Raw genomic sequence first — 18,964 nt, forward strand, 5'->3', positions numbered from 1 at the left:
GCCTCGCCGACGACCTTCAGGATGTCGGGCGCGTGGCCGCCGCCGGCGCCTTCGGTGTGGAAGGTGTGGATGGTGCGGCCCTTGAAGGCGGCGATGGTGTCCTCGACGAAGCCGCTCTCGTTGAGCGTGTCGGTGTGGATCGCCACCTGCACGTCGGCGTCCTCGGCGACGCCCAGGCAGCAGTCGATCGCCGCCGGCGTGGTGCCCCAGTCTTCGTGCAGCTTCAGGCCGATGGCGCCGGCGTCGATCTGCTGGACGAGGGCCTCGGGCCGGCTGGCGTTGCCCTTGCCGAAGAAGCCCAGGTTCATCGGGAAGGCGTCGGCCGCCTGCAGCATGCGCGCCAGGTTTTCCGGTCCCGGCGTACAGGTGGTGGCGAAGGTGCCCGTCGCCGGACCCGTGCCGCCGCCGAGCATCGTGGTCACGCCCGAGGTCAGCGCCTCCTCGATCTGCTGCGGGCAGATGAAGTGGATGTGGCTGTCGATGGCGCCGGCCGTGACGATCATCCCTTCGGCGGCGATCACCTCGGTACCGGGGCCGATGACGATGTCCACGCCGGGCTGCACGTCCGGGTTGCCGGCCTTGCCGATGGCGCAGATGCGGTGGCCGCGCAGGCCGATGTCGGCTTTCACGATGCCCCAGTGGTCGAGGATCAGCGCGTTGGTGATGACGCAGTCCACCGCATCGCCGGGACCGGGGCCGTTCGGGCGCTGGCTCTGGCCCATGCCGTCGCGGATGGTCTTGCCGCCGCCGAACTTCACTTCCTCGCCGTAGCCGCCGGCGCGCAGGGTCAGGTCCTGTTCGACTTCGAGGATCAGGTCGGTGTCGGCCAGCCGCAGCCGGTCACCGGTCGTGGGGCCGAACATCTCGGCATAAGCCCGTCTCGGGAAAGTCGCCATCTCAGAGTGCTCCCTGCACGAGGCCGCGGAAGCCCCACACCTGCCGGTCTCCGGCGAAATCGACCAATTCAACCGTGCGCTGCTGGCCCGGCTCGAAGCGCACCGCCAGTCCGCTGGCGATGTTGAGCCGCATGCCGTGGGCGGCGGCGCGGTCGAAGCGCAGGCCGGCGTTGGTCTCGGCGAAGTGGTAGTGCGAGCCGACCTGGATCGGGCGGTCGCTGGCGTTCTCGACCACGAGGGTCAGCGTGCGCCGGCCGGGGTTGAGCGCGTGTTCGCCCTCGTCGGTGAAGAGTTCTCCGGGGATCATCGTGTTGCCTCGCTCGTCGTCACTTCTTGCGCGTGAACCACAGCGCGGCCCCGATCCCGGCGGCCAGCACGTAGCCCATCACGTCGGTCGAATGCCAGTGCGAGGCACCGGGCAGGCCGTGGCCTTCGTGGGCTTGCGCCACGGCAGTGAGGCCGAGCAGCAAGGGGAGCAGGGCGATGCGGTGCAGATGCTTCGTCATGGTGCGTCTCATGCAATGGGTTGATGCACAGTCACCAGCTTGGTGCCATCGGGGAAGGTGGCCTCGACCTGGATCTCGGGAATCATCTCGGCGATGCCGTCCATCACGTCCGAGCGGCGCAGGATGGTCTTGCCGTCGCTCATCAGCGCGGCCACGGTCTTGCCGTCGCGGGCGCCTTCCATGATGGCGGCGGTGATCAGCGCGATGGCTTCCGGGTAGTTGAGCTTCAGCCCGCGGGCCATGCGGCGTTCGGCCAGCAGGGCGGCGGTGAAGATCAGCAGCTTGTCTTTCTCGCGGGGGGTGAGTTCCATGGCGGTGGGCCGTTCGGGTTGGGGCTGGTGCGTTTCTTGAGTGCGAGAGCGGCATGACGATGACGCGTGCTGCCGGAGATGCAGCGATCTTGCCTGCACAGGCAGAAATCGGGCCAGCCCCTGCAAACCCGGGGGTGTCCCCGACCGTGTCCGCCGAGCCGCAGCAGCGGGTCATCAAGATCCGCCGCGACTACAACACCTGGGTCGCCAGCGAGACGCTGGAGGACTACGCGCTGCGCTTTGCCCCGCGCAGCAGCCGGCGCTGGAGCATCGCGCGGGTGGCGAACACGGCGCTCGGCGGCGCGGCGTCGTTCCTGGTGCTGGAGGCGGTGGGCGCCACGCTGCTGGTGCGCTACGGCTTCACGAACGCGGCGCTGGCGATCCTGGCGACCGGGCTGGTGATCTTCCTGGCGGGCCTGCCGATCAGCGTGTACGCGGCGCGGCACGGCGTGGACATGGACCTGCTGACCCGTGGCGCCGGCTTCGGCTACATCGGCTCGACGATCACCTCGCTCCTCTACGCGAGCTTCACCTTCCTCTTCTTCGCGCTCGAAGCGGCGGTGATGGCCTACGCGCTGGAGCTGGCGTTCGACCTCCCGCCCGCGTGGGGCTACCTGGTCTGTGCCGCCGTGGTGCTGCCGCTGGTGACGCACGGGGTGACGGTGATCAGCCGCCTGCAGGTGTGGACGCAGCCACTGTGGGCGCTGATGCTGGTGACGCCCTATGTGTTCGTGTTCCGCGAGAACCCCGGCGTACTGGACGGCCTGATCGGCTATGGCGGCGAGCGCGGGCTGACGGCGTTCGACCCGCTGGCCTTCGGCGCGGCGATGACGGTGGGCATCGCGCTGATCACGCAGATGGGCGAGCAGGCCGACTACCTGCGCTTCATGCCCGAGCGGACCCGCGAGAACCGCCTGCGCTGGTGGGCCGGCGTGGTCGCGGGCGGGCCGGGCTGGGTGATCCCGGGGGTGCTGAAGATGCTGGGTGGCGCGCTGCTGGCGTACCTGGCGATCCGCCACATGGTGCCGGTGGAGCGGGCGGTCGATCCGAACCAGATGGACCTCGCCGCCTATGAATACGTCTTCCCGCACTACGGCTGGGCGGTCGCGGCCACGGCGCTGTTCGTCGTCGTCTCGCAACTCAAGATCAACGTCACCAACGCCTACGCGGGCTCGCTGGCGTGGTCGAACTTCTTCTCGCGCGTGACGCACAGCCACCCGGGGCGCGTCGTCTGGGTCGTCTTCAACACCGGCATCGCGCTGATGCTGATGGAGCTGGACGTGTTCCAGGCGCTCGGCCATGTGCTGGGGCTGTACGCCAACCTGGCCATCAGCTGGATGATGGCCGTGGTCGCGGATCTGGTCATCAACAAGCCGCTGGGGCTGAGCCCGAAGGGGATCGAGTTCCGGCGGGCGTATCTGTGCGACATCAACCCGGTCGGCGTGGGCGCGATGGGCATCGCGTCGGCGGTGTCGGTGGCGGCGCACCTGGGGGTGTTCGGTGACATGGCACAGGCGTGGTCGGCAGGGATCGCGCTGGTGACGGCGCTGCTGGCGTCGCCGCTGATCGCGTGGTGGACGGGCGGGCGGTGGTACCTCGCGCAGCGGGTGGGTGTACCGGACGAGGCGGTGGGGACGTACCGGCGTTACGCGGCGCCGCAGCGTTGCACCGTCTGCGAGGGCGCCTACGAAGGCGAGGACCTGGCGCACTGCCCCGCGTATGGCGGCGTGATCTGCTCGCTGTGCTGCACGCTGGAGGCCCGTTGCCATGACCTGTGCAAGGTGTCGGAGTCTCGCCTGTCGGTGCAGTGGTCGGCGGCGCTGCGCTGGGGGCTGCCGCGGGTGGTGTGGCCGTATCTGGACAAGGGACTCGCGCACTACCTGTTGCTGATGCTGATCGCCACGCCGCTGCTGGGCGGGCTGGCGGTGGCGCGGCGGGCGCTGGTGCTGCCGACGCTGGCGCTGGTGGCCGGGGTTGTCGCGTGGTGGCTGGTGCTGGCCCACAAGAGCCGCCAGGTCGCGCAGGAAGAAGCCAACCGACAGACCGAGGCCCTGCGCCGCGAGATCGCCTCGCACCAGCAGACGGATCTGGCGCTCCAGCAGGCCAAGCGCCAGGCCGACGCTGCCAACCAGGCCAAGAGCCGCTACATCACCACCATCAGCCACGAGCTGCGCACCCCGCTGAACTCGATCCTCGGCTACGCGCAACTGCTGGAGGACGACGCGGCGATGCCCCCGGCGCGCCAGCAGGCGGTGCGCGTGATCCGGCGCGGCGGCGACCACCTGCTCACGCTGATCGAGGGGACGCTCGACATCGCCCGCATCGAAGGCGGCAAGCTGCGGCTGGACGTGCGCCCGATGCGCTTCGCCGACACGCTTGACGAGATCGCCCGGCTGTTCGAGCTGCAGGCCGCCGCCAAGGGCATCGGCTTTCGCTGCGACTTCGACCCGGCCCCGCCCGAAGGTGTGCGGGCCGACGAGAAGCGGCTGCGCCAGATCCTCATCAACATCCTGGGCAACGCCATCAAGTTCACCCGTGAAGGCGAGGTGGTGCTGCGGCTGCGTTACGGCCGCGAGATGGCGCGCTTCGAGGTCATCGACTCCGGCCCCGGCATGACGGCCGAGGAGATCGCCCGCATCTTCGAGCCGTTCGAGCGCGGGTCGGCCAGTGGCGCCAGTGCCAGCACCAGCGGCGGCGCCGGGCTGGGCCTGACGATCAGCAAGATGCTCACCGACCTGATGGGCGGCGAACTCACGGTGGAGAGCACGCCCGGGGTCGGCACCACCTTCCGGCTGCGGCTGTTCCTGCCCGAGGTGCGCGCTGGCCTGATCGAGCGCGAGGCGCCCCGGCGGCGGCGCACCGGCTACACGGGCCGGCGCCGCTGCGTGCTGGTGGTGGACAACGAGGAGGTCGATCGCGGCCTGATCGTCAGCCTGCTTGCGCCGCTGGGTTTCACGATTCGGCAGGCGGCCAGCGGCGAGGCGTGTCTGGCGCTGATGGCCGCGCTGCAGCGGGGCGAGGACGGCGGCGAGGGCGGCAGCCCGATGCCCGACGCCGTCTTCATGGACCTGGCGATGCCGGGCATCGACGGCTGGGAGACGCTGCGGCGGCTGCAGGCGCAGGGGCTGGGCGCGGTGCCGGCGGCCATCGTGTCGGCCAATGCCTTCGACAAGGGGCTGGACAACGATGTCGGCATCACCCCGGCCGACTTCCTGGTCAAGCCGGTGCGGGTCGGCGAACTGCTCGACTGGCTCGGCCGCCGGCTGGCGCTGGAGTGGACCGAGGCGCTGCCGCCGCCCGTGGTTCTGGCCGCCGCGCCGGCCGCCGTGCTGCCTGACGCCGTGCAATTGCACGCGCTGCAGGAGGCCCTCTCGCTCGGCCATGTGCGCGGCGTGCTGCGCCTGCTCGACGCGCTGGACGCCGCGCAGCCCGAGTGCCGTGACTTCTCCGACCGCCTGCGCACGCTGGCGCGCCAATTCCAACTCGACGCAATGAGCGGATTTCTCCGCAAGGCCCTTGATGACACCCTTGCCTGACCGAACCTTCGATGTGGTGCTGATCGTCGATGACGTGCCCGACAACCTCGCCGTGCTGCACGACGCGCTGGACGAGTCCGGCTACACGGTGCTGGTTGCGCTGGACGGCCCCACCGCGCTGGAGCGGGCGGTGCGCGCACGGCCGGATGTCATCCTGCTCGACGCGGTGATGCCAGGCATGGACGGCTTCGAAGTTGCCCGCCGCCTGCGCGCCGACCCGCGCACGGCGGCGATCCCGATCATCTTCATGACCGGATTGACTGAAACCGAGCATGTCGTGGCCGCCTTCGCGGCGGGGGGCACCGACTACGTCGCCAAGCCGATCCGTGCCCGCGAGGTCATCGCCCGCATCACCGCCCACACGCTGGCCGCCCGCGAGCAGCAGCAGGCGCGCAACGCGCTAGACGCCTTCGGCCACGCGACGCTGGTGGTGCGGCTGCTGGATGGCCGGCTCGTCTGGCAGACGGCACTGGCGCGGCAGATGCTGGAGGCGCATTTCCAGTCGGACGGGCGGCGCGCGCCGACACTGCTGCTGGCGTGGCTGCAGCGCGAGACCGAGCGACTCGGGGTGGTCGATGGCCTGGTCCCGGGCTCACCCGCGGTGACGCTGGAGACCGGCACCGGCCGCCGCCTGCGCTTCACGTTGCACGAGGCGACGGGCGAGGGCGAGTGGATGCTGGTGCTGCGCGAGGCCGACGACGCCGCCACGCTGGAGGCGCTGGTGCTGGCGTTCGGGCTGACCCCGCGCGAGGCCGAGGCGCTCTACTGGGTCGCCAAGGGCAAGACCAACCGCGACATCGGCGACATCGTCGGCGCCAGCCCCGCGACGGTGAAGAAGCACCTGGAGCATGTCTACGAAAAGCTCGGGGTGGAAACGCGGAATGCGGCGGCGGCGGTGGCGCTGGGCAAGGTGCCGCAGTTGGGGCGGTGAAGCGTGTTCAGACGAAACGGAACGCCACCGCCCCCAGCGGCCCGTAATCGACGTGGAAGGTGTCGCCCGCCACGGCCGGCGTCGGCCGCGTGAACGAGCCGGCCAGCACCACATCGCCCGCGTGCAACTGCTCGTCGTGGGGCGCGATCTTGTTGGCCAGCCACGCCACGCCATTCGCGGGATGGTTCAGCACCGCCGCAGCCAGGCCGGTTTCCTCCACCACGCCGTTCTTGAACAGCATCGCCCCGACCCAGCGCAGATCGACCGCATCCGGCTTCACGGGCCGCCCGCCGAGCACGATGCCGGCGTTGGCGGCGAAGTCGCTGATGGTGTCGAAGACCTTGCGCGGTGCCCTGGTGTCGCGGTCGAACTGCTCGATGCGGGCGTCGATGATCTCGATGGCCGGGGTCACGTACTCGGTCGCGGCGAGCACGTCGAACAGCGTCACGCCCGGCCCCTTGAGCGGCTTGCCGAGGATGAACGCCAGCTCCACCTCGACCCGCGGCGCGATGAAGCGGTCCACGGGGATGTCGCTGCCGGCGGCGAAGAACATGTCGTCCATCAGCGGCGCGTAGTCCGGCTCGGTGATCTGGCTGGACAGTTGCATCGCCCGCGAGGTCAGGCCGATCTTGCGGCCCTTGATCGTGCGGCCGGCGGCGAGTTCGAGCCGGACCCAGGCGCGCTGGATCGCGTAGCCGTCCTCGATGGTCATGCCGGGGTGCTGCGCGGAGAAGTGGCGCAGCGGCGTGCGGGTCTGGCGGGCGTCGCGCAACTGGCGGGCGAGCGCGTCGATGGTCTGCGTGTCGAGCATGGTGGGCGCTTGGAGGACGTTCAGGTTCTGAACAAGGGATGGATCGAGCTGTTCTTGGCGTCGAACACCTCGGGGCCTTCGTCGATCTGCAAGGTGATGCCGATGTACCGCTCGGCCAGCAGCGACGCGAAATGCGCCTTGGCACAGGCTTCGAGCGCCCGGCCGACCGACTGATGCACGGCCGTGCTGCGTCCGCGTGCCATGCGCAGGTTCAGGTAGACGAAGGCGTAGTCGCGGCTCGGGTCGGCGTCGGCCACGGCGTGGTGCGCGGCCGGGTAGGCCAGCACGCGGATGCCACCGACCGGGAACACCGCCTTGCCGGACTCGTCGCGCTGCTGGCGCATCGTGTCGGCGAGCGCGTGGCACAGCGCCGTCATGTCGGCGGACGGGGCGGCGTCGAGGTTGGGCGTGTAGAGGATGACGAGGTGCGGCATGGCGTCCTGCGATCGGTCGGGTGGGTCACAGCCGCTGGCTGATGGCGGTGTAGCCCTTGGCCCGCGACGCGATCGGCACCGGGATCGCCGCGCCGGTCTGCGGCGTCACCGGGAAGAGGGCGTTGATCTGGCCGGTGCCGGACGCGCCGAAGTAGGGCGTGATCACCTCGGCCGGTGCGCCGTAGTCCGACCAGCCGAGCGCGCCGAGCAACATCGCCGTGTCGTGCATGAAACCTTCGCCGTGGCCCTTGCTGGCGTACTCGGGCAGCATCGCGCAGAAGTCGCGCCACTCGCCGCGTTGCCACATCTCCACCACGCGGTGGTCGAGGTGCTCCAGGAACGGACTCCAGACCTTGAACGCGAACTCCGGAGCCAGGCCGTTCTGGGCAAAGCGGTGCGACAGCGAGCCGCTGGCGAGGAAGGCCACCGTGCCGTCGTAGTGGTCCTCCACCGCCCGGCGCAGCGCCCAGCCGAGGCGGGCGCTGTCGTCGAGGTAGTGCGCCATGCACAGCGCCGAGACCGACACGACCTTGAAATGCTGGTCCGCGTTCATGTAGCGCAGCGGGACGAGCGTGCCGTATTCGGGGTTGAGCGTCGTCGCGTCGTGGGCCAGCGTCTCGACGCCGAGGTCGGTCGCCACCCGCGCCATCAGCCGGCCGAGTGTGGGGTTGCCGGGCGACTCGAAGGGCAGGTTGGCGATGAAGTGCGGCAGCTCGTTGCTGGTGTAGGTGCCCTGGAAATGCGGTGCGCAGTTGACGTGGTAGTTCGCGTTCACCAGCCAGTGCGTGTCGAACACCACCAGCGTGTCCACGCCGAGCGCCCGGCAACGGCGGCTGATCTCGTGGTGGCCGTCGATGGCGTCCTGGCGCGTGCCCTTGCGCGGGCCGTCGAGTTCCGAGAGGTACATCGACGGGACGTGGGTGATCTTGGCGGCGAGTGCGAGGGTGCCCATGGTCAGACTCCCCAGTGCGGAATGTGGTGGCTGCCGAGCGAGACGGCGACGTTCTTCGGCTCCAGGAACACTTCATACGACCAGGTGCCGCCCTCGCGCCCGGTGCCGCTGGCCTTGGTGCCGCCGAAGGGCTGGCGCAGGTCGCGCACGTTCTGGCTGTTGACGAAGCACATGCCGGCCTCGATCGCGGCGGCCACGCGGTGCGCCTTGCCGAGGTTCTCGGTCCAGACGTAGCTCGACAGGCCGTACTGGATGTCGTTGGCGAGCCGGACCGCGTCGGCCTCGTCCTCGAACGGGATCAGGCAGGCGACCGGGCCGAAGATTTCCTCCTGCGCGATCCGCATGCGGTTGTCCACGTCGGCGAAGACGGTCGGCCAGACGAAGTTGCCGCGTTGCAGTGCGCCGGGCAGCTCGGGCGCGTAGCTTGGCCGGTCCAGGCCGCCGCACAGCAGCGTCGCGCCTTCCTTCGGACCGAGTTCGATGTAGCTGCGGACCTTCGCCAGATGCGCCGGGCTGATCATCGGGCCGATGAGGGTCTTCTCGTCGAGCGGGTCGCCGACAGTGATGCGCTTGGCGCGTTCGGCGAACTTCGCGGCGAAGTCGGCGTAGAGGCTGCGCTGCACCAGGATGCGCGAACCGGCCGTGCAGCGTTCGCCGTTGTTGCTGAAGACCATGAACACGGCTGCGTCGAGGGCGCGGTCCAGGTCGGCGTCGGCGAAGACGACGAAGGGACTTTTCCCGCCGAGTTCCATGCTGAACTTCTTCAGGCCCGCCGACTTGACGATGCGCTGGCCGGTCGCGGTCGAGCCAGTGAACGAGATGGCGCGGACGTCTGGGTGCGACACCAGCGGCTCGCCGGTTTCCGTGCCAAACCCGTGAACGATGTTGAGCACGCCCGCCGGGATGCCCGCCTCCAGCGCCAGCTCGCCAAGACGCGCGGCGGTCAGCGGCGACAGCTCGCTCATCTTCAGCACCGCCGTGTTCCCGAACGCGAGACACGGCGCCGTCTTCCACGTCGAGGTCATGAACGGCACGTTCCACGGCGAGATCAGCGCGCACACGCCGACCGGGTGGAACAGCGTGTAGTTCAGGTGCGTCGGGGTCGGGTAGGTGTGGCCGTCCACCCGGGTACACATCTCGGCGAAGTAGTGGAAGTTGTCGGCCGCGCGGGGCACGAGCTGCTTGCCGGTCTGGCCGATGGTCTGGCCGGTGTCCTGCGTCTCGGTGCGCGAGAGTTCGGGCACCTGCTTCGTGATCAGCTCGCCGAGCTTGCGCATCAGCGCGGCGCGTTCGGTCGCTGGCCGGGCAGCCCAGGCGGGGAAGGCGGCCTTCGCGGCGGCGACGGCGGCATTCACCTCGTCCGCGCCGCCGCGGGCGACTTCCGCCAGCACTTCCTGCGTGGCGGGGTTGACGGTCTCGAAGTAGTCGGTGCCAGCGACGGACTGGCCGTTGATCAGGTGGTCGATGCGCATGGGGAGATTCCGTACAGGTCGTCGCCGACCAGGGTGTTGACGAGCCGGCCGATGCCGTCGATCTCGCAGACGACTGCATCGCCGACGTTGACGTTGACGACGCCATCGGGCGTGCCGGTGAGGATCACGTCGCCGGGTTGCAGCGTCATGAAGCTGCTCAGGTATTCGATCAGCGCGGGGATGTCGTTGACCATGTTGGCGGTCGTGCCCTGCTGCGTCACGCGGCCGTTGACGAGGGTGCGCAGCGCGAGCGCGTGCGGATCGGGCACCTCGTCGGCTGGCACGAACCACGGCCCGAGCACCGTGCCGCCATCGCGGTTCTTCACGCGCAGGTTCGGGCGGTACCAGTTCTCCAGGTAGTCGCGCACCGCGTAGTCGTTGCACACCGTGTAGCCGGCCACATGCGCCATCGCGTCGGCGGCGCGCACGTGGCGGGCCGGTGCGCCGATCACCACGGCGAGTTCGCATTCGTAGTGCATGAAGCGCACGTCCTGTGGGCGGCGGGTCTGGCCGCGGTGGCCGATCAGCGCGCCGGGGCCTTTGAGGAACACCAGCGGTTCGTCCTTGGCGCCGTCGGTGGCCAGGGTCAGCTCCTTCGCCAGTTCCTTGACGTGGTCGGCGTAGTTCAGGCCGAGCGCGACGACGGTGCCGACCTCGAACGGCGGCAGCCAGACGACGGCGTCCTCGGCGAGGACACGCCCGTCGGCCAGGCGCAGGCCCTGCGGGTGCGGCGTTGCGGTGTGGATGGCGCCACCGAAGGCGACGCGGGCGGTTCTGCGGGACGTGTCCGTGTCCATGTTCGTGTTCATGCGCGGCTCCCTTCGGCGATGACCGGGTTGCACAGCCGGCCCAGCCCGTCGATTTCGACCACGGCGGTCTGCCCGATCCGGGCGAGCGGCGCGTCGGCGGCGACACCCAGCGTGAGCACGTCGCCGGGCTGCAGCGTCATGAACGCGGTGACATCGGCCAGCAGCGCCGCGACCGGGCGCAGGCGGTCACCGGTGGTGGTGTGCCGCACGAGCACGCCGTCGATCCAGACCCGCATGCCGAGGTCGTCCGGCGCGGCCACCTCGGCGGTCGGCACCACGGTGGCGCTGATCGGGCAGTAGCCATCCCGCGCCATGAAACGCACCGACGGGCGGTAGTGGTTCGGTCGTGGCAGGCTGACCTCGTTCACCAGCACGTACCCGGCGAGGAAGGACAGCGCCTCGTCCGCCGTGATGCGGCAGGCCGTGCGCCCGATCACGAGGCCGAGCGAGGCGCCGATCTCCACCGCGTCGAACCCGGGTGGCACCACCAGCGCGTCGCCGTCCGCCGCCAGCGTGTTGCGGGGCTTCACGCCGAGCACGGGGTGCTGCGGTGGTGCCTTGTACGGCACGGCGTGGACCGCGTCACCGAGCGCGGCGAGCTGCGGCCGGTGGTTGAGCAGCGTGGTGTAGACCGTGCCGCTGAGCCTGGGAATCGAAGGAAGCATCGTGATTCACTAACACATTAGCGATTTACGCAGTGTGCGCAATCTAATTGCTACGATGTGAGCATGTCAAGCGATCTCCCTACCCCCGCCCACATTCGTCACCGCAACCTCCCGCTGTTGCTGCTGCAGGCCCGCGAGCGCGTGATTGCCCGCTTCCGGCCGATCCTCAACGAGCACGGGGTGACCGAGCAGCAGTGGCGCGTCATCCGCACGCTGCTGGAGCGCGGTCCGCTGGAACCACGCGAGCTGGTCGAGGTTTGCCAGATCTCCAGCCCGAGTCTGACCGGTGTGCTGGCGCGCATGGACGAGGCTGGCTGGGTGCTGCGCAGCCGCGTCGATGGCGACCAGCGGCGGGTGCGCGTGGCGCTGACGGCGCAGAGCGTGGCGCTGGCCGAGGCGATGGCACCGCAGATCGAGGCGGCCTACGCGCAGATCGAGGCGCGGCTGGGCGAGGCGTTCACGCAGCGGTTCTATGCGGTGCTGGATGAACTGGTGGAATTGCTGGGCGAGCCGGGCGACATGGCCGAATCGGACTGATCTATCCCGTGGGGTCCGGACAAATCAGCGCCACTGCCGAGAAGTAGGTCCGGTACCGCGCAGCGTCGCGGGTCAGCAGGGCCCAGCCTTCTGCCTGGGCTTGTGCGCCGATGAAAAAATCGGGGAGTACGCCGGTCTTGGTGCCTTTGCGTTGTCGGTAGGCCCAGAAAGCCTGCCCTGCGAGGTAGGCCGTGGTGTCTGACAGTGCTTGGTTCTTGACCTTGAGTGATCGCAAAAAAGCGCGGAGTTGCGCATGGTCGTCATACAGCGCGGCCAACTCGGCGTAGATCACCGGATTGATGGCCAACGGCCCTTGCTCGCGGGCCTGCTTGAGTTGCCGCACGGACCAGTCCAGCCACACCGGGTCGCTGCGCACGAGGTCGATCCAGATGTTCGTGTCCACCAGGATCATGGCTGGCCCCAGTCCTCGCCGCGGGTCTGGCGCATCCATTCATCGGTGGTGACGGCCCGTGGGGCACTGCCGATGAGGGCGTCAATCGGGTCGATGGAAGCCTGGAGCCGACGCTTGGCCGTGATCTGGGCTTTCAGGTGCGATTCCAGGGCCTGCTGCACCACGGCTGATTTGCTGAGGTGGGCCGACTCGCAATACTGGGCCAACTGGACTTCTAGGGCAGGGGGAAGACGCACCGACAGCATACCGACTCCTTGGGGTTCGATTGACTGCTTGACTGTATGACAAAAAATCGTGATCAGTCGAGATTTGTCAGACATCTCCAGGTAGACCACGGTGCAGATTGCCGTGCCGCATCGCAGGCTGTCTACGCCATCTGGCGTATTTCACGATCCGACCCCGGCCGAGACACTGCGTGCATCCGATTCACCAGCTCACCAGCCCCTCCCGGAGTCACCCAGTCATGAAATCTGTTGCTGTCGCTACCCGCCGCACCTTCGCCCAGAAGCTCAGCGCCGTTGCCCTCGGCGTGGCCGTGACCACGCTGCCGCTGCTCGCCCACGCGGCCGACACCATCAAGGTCGGCGTGCTGCACTCGCTGTCGGGCACGATGGCGATCTCGGAAACCGTTCTCAAGGACGTGGCCCTGATGACCATCGACGAGATCAACGCCAAGGGCGGCGTGCTCGGCAAGAAGCTGGAGCCGGTGGTCGTCGATCCCGCCTCCAACTGGCCGCTGTTCGCCGAAAAGGCCAAGCAGCTCATCGACCAGGACAAGGTCGCCGCCACCTTCGGCTGCTGGACCTCGGTGTCGCGCAAGTCGGTGCTGCCGGTGTTCGAGGAGAAGAACTCGCTGCTGTTCTACCCGGTGCAGTACGAGGGTGAAGAGCTGTCGAAGAACGTGTTCTACACGGGCGCGGCGCCGAACCAGCAGGCCATCCCCGCCGTGGAATACCTGATGAGCAAGGACGGCGGTTCGGCCAAGCGCTTCGTGCTGCTGGGCACCGACTACGTCTATCCGCGCACGACCAACAAGATCCTGCGCGCCTTCCTGAAGTCCAAGGGCGTCGCCGAGTCGGACATCATCGAGGAGTACACCCCGTTCGGCCACAGCGACTACCAGTCGATCATCGCCAAGATCAAGAAGTTCTCCAGCGAAGGCAAGAAGACTGCCGTCATCTCGACCATCAACGGCGACTCGAACGTGCCTTTCTACAAGGAACTGGGCAACCAGGGTCTGAAGGCGACCGACGTGCCGGTGGTGGCGTTCTCGGTGGGTGAAGAGGAACTGCGCGGCGTGGACACCAAGCCGCTGGTGGGTCACCTGGCCGCATGGAACTACTTCATGTCGGTCAAGAACCCGACCAACACCGCCTTCATCAAGCAGTGGAGCGATTACGCCAAGGCCAAGGGCATTGCCGGCCACAAGGACAAGCCGCTGACCAACGACCCGATGGAAGCCACCTACCTCGGCATCCACATGTGGGCGCAGGCGGTCGAGAAGGCCAAGTCCACCGACACCGACAAGGTGATCGCCGCGATGGCCGGCCAGACCTTCAAGGCACCGGGCGGTTTCACCAGCACGATGGACAAGGAAAACCACCACCTGCACAAGCCGGTCTTCATCGGCGAGATCAAGGCGGACGGTCAGTTCAACGTGGTGTGGAAGACGCCGGGTCCGGTGGTTGCTGATCCGTGGAGCGACTACATCGCGGAGAACAAGGGCAAGAAGAACGTGCCCGAGAAGAAGTAAGCAGGCCAGCCAGCAAGCAAGGTCATCAGCGATGCGCACCCGGTTCCTGCCCCTGTTGTTCAGTGGCCTGCTGTGGTGCGTGGGGGCGGTCCACGCGCTCACGCCTCAGCAGTCCCTCGCCCTCGCCGCCGGCGAGACCGATGCGCGCATCGCTGCCCTGAACCAGGCGGCGGCCGAGGCTGATCCCGCGCTGGCCGATTTCGTGCGGGCCTTGCTGGACGGTGAAGTCAAGGTCGCCGAGGGCAAGGTCTATGTCGTGCGGGGCGACGTCACCGCACCCGACACTGCCGAGGATGTCGTCAACAACAACCGGATGCGCGGCGCCCTCGAAGCCGCGCTTGGCGCCTTGAAGCTGGTGTCGCTCGACGCGAAGGCGCGCACCGAGGCGCTGGACGAGCTGCGCAAGCAGTCGCTCGACGAGGCGCAACTGCCGCTGATCGAAAAAGCCTACGCCGCCGAGACCGACGCTACCCTGAAGGCGCGGCTCGGGCTGATGCGCGCCACCATCCTGATCACCGCCGCCGAGCCGATCAAGCGGCTGGCCGCTGCGCAGGCGCTCGCCGGCAGCAGCGAACCCGCTGTGAAAAGCCTCATCCAGGAGCGCCTCGCCCCCGGCGCCGAAACCGACAACGCCGTGCGCGGCGCGCTGATGACCGCGCAGGCCGCCGTCGAAGGCAAGCTGGCCTGGGGCGAGCGGCTGGGCGTCGTGTTCACGGGGGTGAGCCTCGGGTCGATCCTGCTGCTGGTCGCCCTCGGTCTGGCGATCACCTACGGCCTGATGGGCGTGATCAACATGGCGCATGGCGAGCTGATGATGATCGGCGCCTACGCGACCTACCTCGTGCAGAACCTGTTCCGCCAGTTCCTGCCCGGCCTGTTCGACTGGTACATCGTGCTGGCGATCCCCGCATCCTTCGCGGTGGCGGCGCTGGTCGGCGCGGTGCTGGAGCGCACGGTGATCCGGTGGCTCTACGGCCGCCCGCTGGAAACCCTGCTCGCCACCTGGGGCATCTCGCTGGTGCTGATGCAGGGCGTGCGCACGCTGTTCGGCGCGCAGAACGTCGCGGTCGAGAACCCGTCCTGGCTCTCCGGCGGCGTGCAGGTGATGTCGAACCTGATCCTGCCGTACAACCGGCTCGCCATCATCGCCTTCGCCTTCCTCGTGCTCGGCGGCGTGACGCTGATGATCAACCGGACGCGGCTTGGCCTGTTCGTGCGCGGCGTGACGCAGAACCGCCGCATGGCAGCGTGTGTCGGCATCAACACCGCCCGCATCGACACCTACGCCTTCTCGCTCGGTGCGGGCATCGCAGGTCTGGCCGGCTGCGCGCTGAGCCAGGTCGGCAACGTCGGGCCTGATCTGGGGCAGAGCTACATCGTGGACGCCTTCATGGTGGTGGTCACGGGTGGCGTCGGGCAGCTCGCCGGCACGGTCTACGCGGGTCTCGGGCTGGGCATCCTCAACAAGTTCCTCGAAGGCTTTGCCGGCGCGGTGCTGGCCAAGATCATGGTGCTGGTGTGCATCGTGGTCTTCATCCAGAAGCGTCCGCAGGGTCTGTTCGCCATGAAGGGCCGGAGCGCCGAAGCATGAGTGCCGTGATGACCAATTCGATGCTGGGCGCCAAGGGCTGGGCCGGCGTGATGGCGGCGGCCGTGACGGTCGTCGTGCTGGTGCCGATCCTGAACCTGCTGGTGCCGGCCGACAGCGTCTTTCACCTCAGCGACTACGCCGTCGCCCTGATCGGCAAGATCATGTGCTACGCCATCTGTGCGCTGGCGATGGACCTGATCTGGGGCTACACCGGGATCCTGAGCCTCGGCCACGGCCTGTTCTTCGCGCTCGGCGGCTACGGCATGGGCATGTACCTGATGCGCCAGATCGGCCGCGACGGCAACTACAAGAGCGACCTGCCGGACTTCATGGTCTTCCTCGACTGGAAGTCGCTGCCCTGGGCCTGGACCTTCTCGGACAGCTTCCTGTTCCAGATGGCGCTGGTCGTGCTGGTGCCGGGGCTGCTGGCGCTGGTGTTCGGCTACTTCGCGTTCCGCAGCCGCATCAAGGGCGTGTACTTTTCCATCATCACGCAGGCGATGACCTTCGCCGCGATGCTGCTGTTCTTCCGCAACGAGACCGGCTTCGGCGGCAACAACGGCTTCACCGATTTCAAGCGCATCCTGAACATCCCCATCGCCCAGCCCTCGACCCGCATGACACTGTTCGTGCTGACGGGCCTGACGCTGATCGGTTTTTATCTGCTTGCCCGCTGGATCGTCGAGAGCAAGTACGGCCGCGTGCTGCAGGCCATCCGCGACGCCGAGACCCGCGTGATGTTCACCGGCTACGACCCGCTGGCCTACAAGCTCAGCATCTGGACCTTCAGCGCGGTGATGTGCGGCGTGGCAGGGGCGCTCTATGTGCCGCAGGTGGGGATCATCAACCCCGGCGAAATGAGCGCGGCGGCGTCGATCGAGATCGCGATCTGGACGGCGGTTGGCGGTCGCGCCACGCTGATCGGCCCGATCCTTGGCGCGTTCTTCGTCAACGGCGCCAAGAGCTGGTTCACGCAGGTGTTCCCCGAGTTCTGGCTGTACTTCCTCGGCGCGCTGTTCATCGCGGTGACGCTGTTCCTGCCGCGGGGCATCGTCGGGCTGTTCGACAAGTTCTCGTCTGCTGCTGCCAAGAAGGAAACCCGCGCATGACGCCCGACCTGATGGAATCGATGTCCGAGCTGCGTGCGCGCCACGAGGCACGACTGGCGGCACAAGGCCAGGGCGAGTCCGGCGACCGCGCCGCGGCGTTCGGCCGGCTGCTCAAGGGCGGCGCACCGGATTTCACGCATGGCGTCGCGCTCTACCTGGACGACATCACGGTGAGCTTCGACGGCTTCAAGGCGCTGAACTCCCTGAGTCTCACGATCAACGTCGGTGAGTTGCGCTGCATCATCGGCCCGAACGGCGCCGGCAAGACAACCATGATGGACGTGATCACCGGCAAGACCCGGCCCGACGCGGGCAAGGCGTCGTTCGGCTCGACCATCGACCTGCTGCGCCTGCGCGAGAACGACATCGCCCAGATCGGCATCGGCCGCAAGTTCCAGAAGCCCACCGTCTACGAGCAGCTCAGCGTGTTCGAGAACCTGGAGCTGGCGCTGAAGGCCGACCGCCGCGCCCGCGCCAGCCTGTTCCACCGCCTTACCGGCACCCAGCTCGACCGCATTGGCGAAATCCTGGCGCTCATCCACCTCAAGGACGACGCGCAGCGCACCGCCGGTCTGCTCTCGCACGGGCAGAAGCAGTGGCTGGAGATCGGGATGCTGCTGATGCAGGATCCGAAGCTGCTGTTGCTCGACGAGCCGGTCGCTGGCATGACCGACGAGGAAACCGAGCGCACTGCCGAGCTGTTCCTGTCGCTCGAAGGCCAGCACTCGCTGGTGGTGGTCGAGCACGACATGAAGTTCGTCGACCAGCTCACTGAGGGGCGCAAGACTGTCACCGTGCTGCACGAGGGCAGCGTGCTGGCGGAGGGGAAGCTGTCCGAGGTGCAGGCCAATGAAAAGGTCGTCGAGGTCTACCTCGGCCGCTGAAGGGAAGACACGATGCTCAAGGTCCAAGGTCTGAACCAGTATTACGGCGGCTCGCACATCCTGCGCGGGCTGGATTTCGAGGCGAAGCTCGGCGAGGTGACGGTCATCCTCGGGCGCAACGGCGTGGGCAAGACGACGCTGCTGAAGAGCCTGATGGGGGTGGTACCGATCAAGACCGGCTCGGTCACGCTCGACGGCACGGACATCACCAAGGACACGCCCTACGACCGCGTGCGCAAGGGCGTCGGCTATGTGCCGCAGGGCCGCGAGATCTTCGGCCGGCTCACGGTCGAGGACAACCTGCTGATGGGGCTGGCGTACAAGAAGGCCAGCGAGCCGATCCCGGCGGAGCTGTTCGAGCTGTTTCCGGTGCTCAAGCAGATGCTCCACCGGCGGGGCGGTGATCTGTCGGGTGGGCAACAGCAGCAGCTGGCGATTGCCCGTGCGCTGGCGGCGGGGCCGAAGCTGCTGATCCTCGACGAGCCGACCGAAGGCATCCAGCCGAGCATCATCAAGGACATCGGCCGCGTGATCCGCATGCTGGCCGACCGGGGGAGCATGGCGATCGTGCTGGTGGAGCAGTTCTACGACTTCGCCGCCGAGCTGGCCGACCAGTACCTGGTGATGGAGCGCGGGGAGATCCTCCAGCGCGGGCGGGGGGGTGACATGGAGGCCGACGGGGTTCGGCGGTTGATGTCGATCTGAGGCCAACGCCGCAACGCTTTGGAATCACGCGTCCCTTGCGTCCCATCGCCACCTTGGCCACCGGCGGGCCTATGCTCCCTAGGGTTATCTGGACAAAGAAAAAGCCCTAGAGCGTTGATTCTCTAGGGCTTTTTGGTGGTTCTGCGGACTTATGCGAACGTCTGCGAACCTTGATATGGGCCGGGGACAACACGATCAAGCGCGTAAGTCTTTGATCCTGAAAGACTTATCAGGATCATGGTTCGAGTTCTTCCGGCTCGGTTCTTCCTTCTGGAGGCGCGGGGCCGGCTGGTCGGTTGCACCAGGGCGAAGGGTTCGGCCGCACTCTGCCGAAGGACTTGAACCCGGATCGGTTGGCATACCCCCCTGACGTATTAAGGGGTGCATCTCGACCTTGAATGTAAAACAGGCGGGGACACCGGGGACACGGGGGCACGTTGTCCGCTTGAGTCCGCTTAGGTTCGCTTGCGTTCACGTCGGCTTTTCCTGACCGGGGACACTGCCGGGGACTGTCCTGATCTAATGATTTCGCACACACCGATAGGTGGAAATCACCTGGGCAACGAACGTGACGAACACGAAACGAAGAGTCTTTGACGCGAGCTTCAAGCTGCAGGTCGTGCAGATGATCCGGTCGCAGGGCCTGGGCA

Annotated in this window: 20 protein-coding genes; 8 read left to right on the forward strand and 12 right to left on the reverse strand. The window is 67.8% G+C overall.

Annotated features, from left to right (window positions below; genetic code table 11):
* The 4 genes from RMP06_RS12810 to RMP06_RS12825 all read right to left on the reverse strand — a co-directional run.
* A partial coding sequence (locus RMP06_RS12810) for an urease subunit alpha (RefSeq protein ID WP_310462165.1) occupies positions 1-896 on the reverse strand: 896 nt, incomplete at its 3' end.
* Position 897: 1 nt separating this feature from the next.
* A complete protein-coding gene (locus RMP06_RS12815) occupies positions 898-1,203 on the reverse strand; it encodes an urease subunit beta (protein ID WP_310462166.1) in 306 nt (101 codons plus the stop codon).
* Positions 1,204-1,222: 19 nt separating this feature from the next.
* The gene (locus tag RMP06_RS12820) at positions 1,223-1,402 is read right to left on the reverse strand and encodes a hypothetical protein (RefSeq protein WP_310462167.1); all 180 of its coding nucleotides are present in this window, start codon (positions 1,400-1,402) and stop codon (positions 1,223-1,225) included.
* Between the two features lie 8 nt (positions 1,403-1,410).
* Positions 1,411-1,713, reverse strand: coding sequence for an urease subunit gamma (locus RMP06_RS12825; protein ID WP_310462168.1), 303 nt, complete (start codon positions 1,711-1,713; stop codon positions 1,411-1,413).
* A 59-nt stretch (positions 1,714-1,772) separates the two neighbouring features.
* Between RMP06_RS12825 and RMP06_RS12830 the strand changes: the two genes are divergently transcribed.
* Both RMP06_RS12830 and RMP06_RS12835 read left to right on the forward strand, forming a co-directional pair.
* Complete coding sequence (locus RMP06_RS12830; RefSeq protein WP_409050169.1) at positions 1,773-5,249, forward strand: hybrid sensor histidine kinase/response regulator; 3,477 nt, start codon at positions 1,773-1,775, stop codon at positions 5,247-5,249.
* Positions 5,233-6,180: a response regulator gene (locus RMP06_RS12835; protein WP_409050167.1), complete on the forward strand. Its 948-nt coding sequence runs from the start codon at positions 5,233-5,235 to the stop codon at positions 6,178-6,180. The genes RMP06_RS12830 and RMP06_RS12835 overlap by 17 nt, the downstream gene beginning before the upstream one ends.
* 7 nt (positions 6,181-6,187) lie before the next feature.
* Here the strand turns inward: RMP06_RS12835 and hpaH are convergent, their stop codons facing one another.
* The 6 genes from hpaH to RMP06_RS12865 are packed head-to-tail and all read right to left on the reverse strand — an operon-like array spanning position 6,188 to position 11,323.
* Positions 6,188-6,991 (reverse strand): 2-oxo-hept-4-ene-1,7-dioate hydratase, encoded by an 804-nt coding sequence (gene hpaH / locus RMP06_RS12840; RefSeq protein WP_310462171.1) that lies wholly within the window; start codon positions 6,989-6,991, stop codon positions 6,188-6,190.
* 20 nt (positions 6,992-7,011) lie between these two features.
* Complete coding sequence (locus RMP06_RS12845) at positions 7,012-7,425, reverse strand: 5-carboxymethyl-2-hydroxymuconate isomerase (protein WP_310462172.1); 414 nt, start codon at positions 7,423-7,425, stop codon at positions 7,012-7,014.
* A 25-nt stretch (positions 7,426-7,450) separates the two neighbouring features.
* Positions 7,451-8,377 carry a 3,4-dihydroxyphenylacetate 2,3-dioxygenase gene (gene hpaD / locus RMP06_RS12850; RefSeq protein ID WP_310462173.1) on the reverse strand — a complete coding sequence of 309 codons (927 nt, stop codon included), beginning with the start codon at positions 8,375-8,377 and terminating at the stop codon, positions 7,451-7,453.
* Positions 8,378-8,379: 2 nt separating this feature from the next.
* A complete protein-coding gene (gene hpaE / locus RMP06_RS12855) occupies positions 8,380-9,849 on the reverse strand; it encodes a 5-carboxymethyl-2-hydroxymuconate semialdehyde dehydrogenase (protein ID WP_310462174.1) in 1,470 nt (489 codons plus the stop codon).
* Positions 9,831-10,658, reverse strand: a complete 828-nt coding sequence (locus RMP06_RS12860; protein WP_310462175.1) for a fumarylacetoacetate hydrolase family protein — start codon at positions 10,656-10,658, stop codon at positions 9,831-9,833. The genes hpaE and RMP06_RS12860 overlap by 19 nt, the downstream gene beginning before the upstream one ends.
* Positions 10,655-11,323, reverse strand: coding sequence for a fumarylacetoacetate hydrolase family protein (locus RMP06_RS12865; RefSeq protein ID WP_310462176.1), 669 nt, complete (start codon positions 11,321-11,323; stop codon positions 10,655-10,657). The genes RMP06_RS12860 and RMP06_RS12865 overlap by 4 nt, the downstream gene beginning before the upstream one ends.
* A gap of 63 nt (positions 11,324-11,386) precedes the next feature.
* Between RMP06_RS12865 and hpaR the strand changes: the two genes are divergently transcribed.
* On the forward strand, positions 11,387-11,860 hold the full coding sequence (gene hpaR / locus RMP06_RS12870) for a homoprotocatechuate degradation operon regulator HpaR (RefSeq protein ID WP_310462177.1): 474 nt from the start codon (positions 11,387-11,389) through the stop codon (positions 11,858-11,860).
* 1 nt (position 11,861) lies between these two features.
* On the opposite strand, the gene RMP06_RS12875 is transcribed toward hpaR, so the two are convergent.
* Positions 11,862-12,272, reverse strand: a complete 411-nt coding sequence (locus RMP06_RS12875; protein ID WP_310462178.1) for a type II toxin-antitoxin system VapC family toxin — start codon at positions 12,270-12,272, stop codon at positions 11,862-11,864.
* Positions 12,269-12,607, reverse strand: a complete 339-nt coding sequence (locus RMP06_RS12880) for a hypothetical protein (RefSeq protein ID WP_310462179.1) — start codon at positions 12,605-12,607, stop codon at positions 12,269-12,271. The genes RMP06_RS12875 and RMP06_RS12880 overlap by 4 nt, the downstream gene beginning before the upstream one ends.
* Positions 12,608-12,735: 128 nt before the next feature.
* Between RMP06_RS12880 and urtA the strand changes: the two genes are divergently transcribed.
* The 5 genes from urtA to urtE are packed head-to-tail and all read left to right on the forward strand — an operon-like array spanning position 12,736 to position 18,314.
* Positions 12,736-14,025, forward strand: a complete 1,290-nt coding sequence (urtA, locus tag RMP06_RS12885; RefSeq protein ID WP_310462180.1) for an urea ABC transporter substrate-binding protein — start codon at positions 12,736-12,738, stop codon at positions 14,023-14,025.
* 31 nt (positions 14,026-14,056) lie between these two features.
* Positions 14,057-15,616, forward strand: a complete 1,560-nt coding sequence (gene urtB, locus RMP06_RS12890) for an urea ABC transporter permease subunit UrtB (protein ID WP_310462181.1) — start codon at positions 14,057-14,059, stop codon at positions 15,614-15,616.
* Positions 15,613-16,725, forward strand: a complete 1,113-nt coding sequence (gene urtC, locus RMP06_RS12895) for an urea ABC transporter permease subunit UrtC (protein WP_409050168.1) — start codon at positions 15,613-15,615, stop codon at positions 16,723-16,725. The genes urtB and urtC overlap by 4 nt, the downstream gene beginning before the upstream one ends.
* Entirely contained in the window at positions 16,722-17,609 is an 888-nt protein-coding gene (urtD, locus tag RMP06_RS12900; protein ID WP_310462182.1) for an urea ABC transporter ATP-binding protein UrtD, read from the forward strand. Before urtC ends, urtD begins: the two co-directional genes overlap by 4 nt.
* Positions 17,610-17,621: 12 nt before the next feature.
* Entirely contained in the window at positions 17,622-18,314 is a 693-nt protein-coding gene (gene urtE / locus RMP06_RS12905) for an urea ABC transporter ATP-binding subunit UrtE (RefSeq protein ID WP_310462183.1), read from the forward strand.
* The last annotated feature ends 650 nt before the right edge of the window (positions 18,315-18,964 follow it).

Source organism: Sphaerotilus sp., from assembly GCF_031429695.1.
GTDB lineage: Bacteria > Pseudomonadota > Gammaproteobacteria > Burkholderiales > Burkholderiaceae_C > Sphaerotilus.

Coding starts and splice junctions, on each gene's coding strand:
- hpaH (WP_310462171.1), bottom strand. CDS start 6,991: ATGCTCGACACGCAGACCATCGACGCGCTCGCCCGCCAGTTGCGCGAC.
- RMP06_RS12860 (WP_310462175.1), bottom strand. CDS start 10,658: ATGAACACGAACATGGACACGGACACGTCCCGCAGAACCGCCCGCGTC.
- hpaE (WP_310462174.1), bottom strand. CDS start 9,849: ATGCGCATCGACCACCTGATCAACGGCCAGTCCGTCGCTGGCACCGAC.
- RMP06_RS12845 (WP_310462172.1), bottom strand. CDS start 7,425: ATGCCGCACCTCGTCATCCTCTACACGCCCAACCTCGACGCCGCCCCG.
- RMP06_RS12825 (WP_310462168.1), bottom strand. CDS start 1,713: ATGGAACTCACCCCCCGCGAGAAAGACAAGCTGCTGATCTTCACCGCC.
- urtC (WP_409050168.1), top strand. CDS start 15,613: ATGAGTGCCGTGATGACCAATTCGATGCTGGGCGCCAAGGGCTGGGCC.
- RMP06_RS12835 (WP_409050167.1), top strand. CDS start 5,233: ATGACACCCTTGCCTGACCGAACCTTCGATGTGGTGCTGATCGTCGAT.
- RMP06_RS12865 (WP_310462176.1), bottom strand. CDS start 11,323: ATGCTTCCTTCGATTCCCAGGCTCAGCGGCACGGTCTACACCACGCTG.
- urtB (WP_310462181.1), top strand. CDS start 14,057: ATGCGCACCCGGTTCCTGCCCCTGTTGTTCAGTGGCCTGCTGTGGTGC.
- RMP06_RS12875 (WP_310462178.1), bottom strand. CDS start 12,272: ATGATCCTGGTGGACACGAACATCTGGATCGACCTCGTGCGCAGCGAC.
- hpaR (WP_310462177.1), top strand. CDS start 11,387: ATGTCAAGCGATCTCCCTACCCCCGCCCACATTCGTCACCGCAACCTC.
- RMP06_RS12830 (WP_409050169.1), top strand. CDS start 1,773: ATGACGCGTGCTGCCGGAGATGCAGCGATCTTGCCTGCACAGGCAGAA.
- urtD (WP_310462182.1), top strand. CDS start 16,722: ATGACGCCCGACCTGATGGAATCGATGTCCGAGCTGCGTGCGCGCCAC.
- urtA (WP_310462180.1), top strand. CDS start 12,736: ATGAAATCTGTTGCTGTCGCTACCCGCCGCACCTTCGCCCAGAAGCTC.
- RMP06_RS12820 (WP_310462167.1), bottom strand. CDS start 1,402: ATGACGAAGCATCTGCACCGCATCGCCCTGCTCCCCTTGCTGCTCGGC.
- urtE (WP_310462183.1), top strand. CDS start 17,622: ATGCTCAAGGTCCAAGGTCTGAACCAGTATTACGGCGGCTCGCACATC.
- RMP06_RS12815 (WP_310462166.1), bottom strand. CDS start 1,203: ATGATCCCCGGAGAACTCTTCACCGACGAGGGCGAACACGCGCTCAAC.
- hpaD (WP_310462173.1), bottom strand. CDS start 8,377: ATGGGCACCCTCGCACTCGCCGCCAAGATCACCCACGTCCCGTCGATG.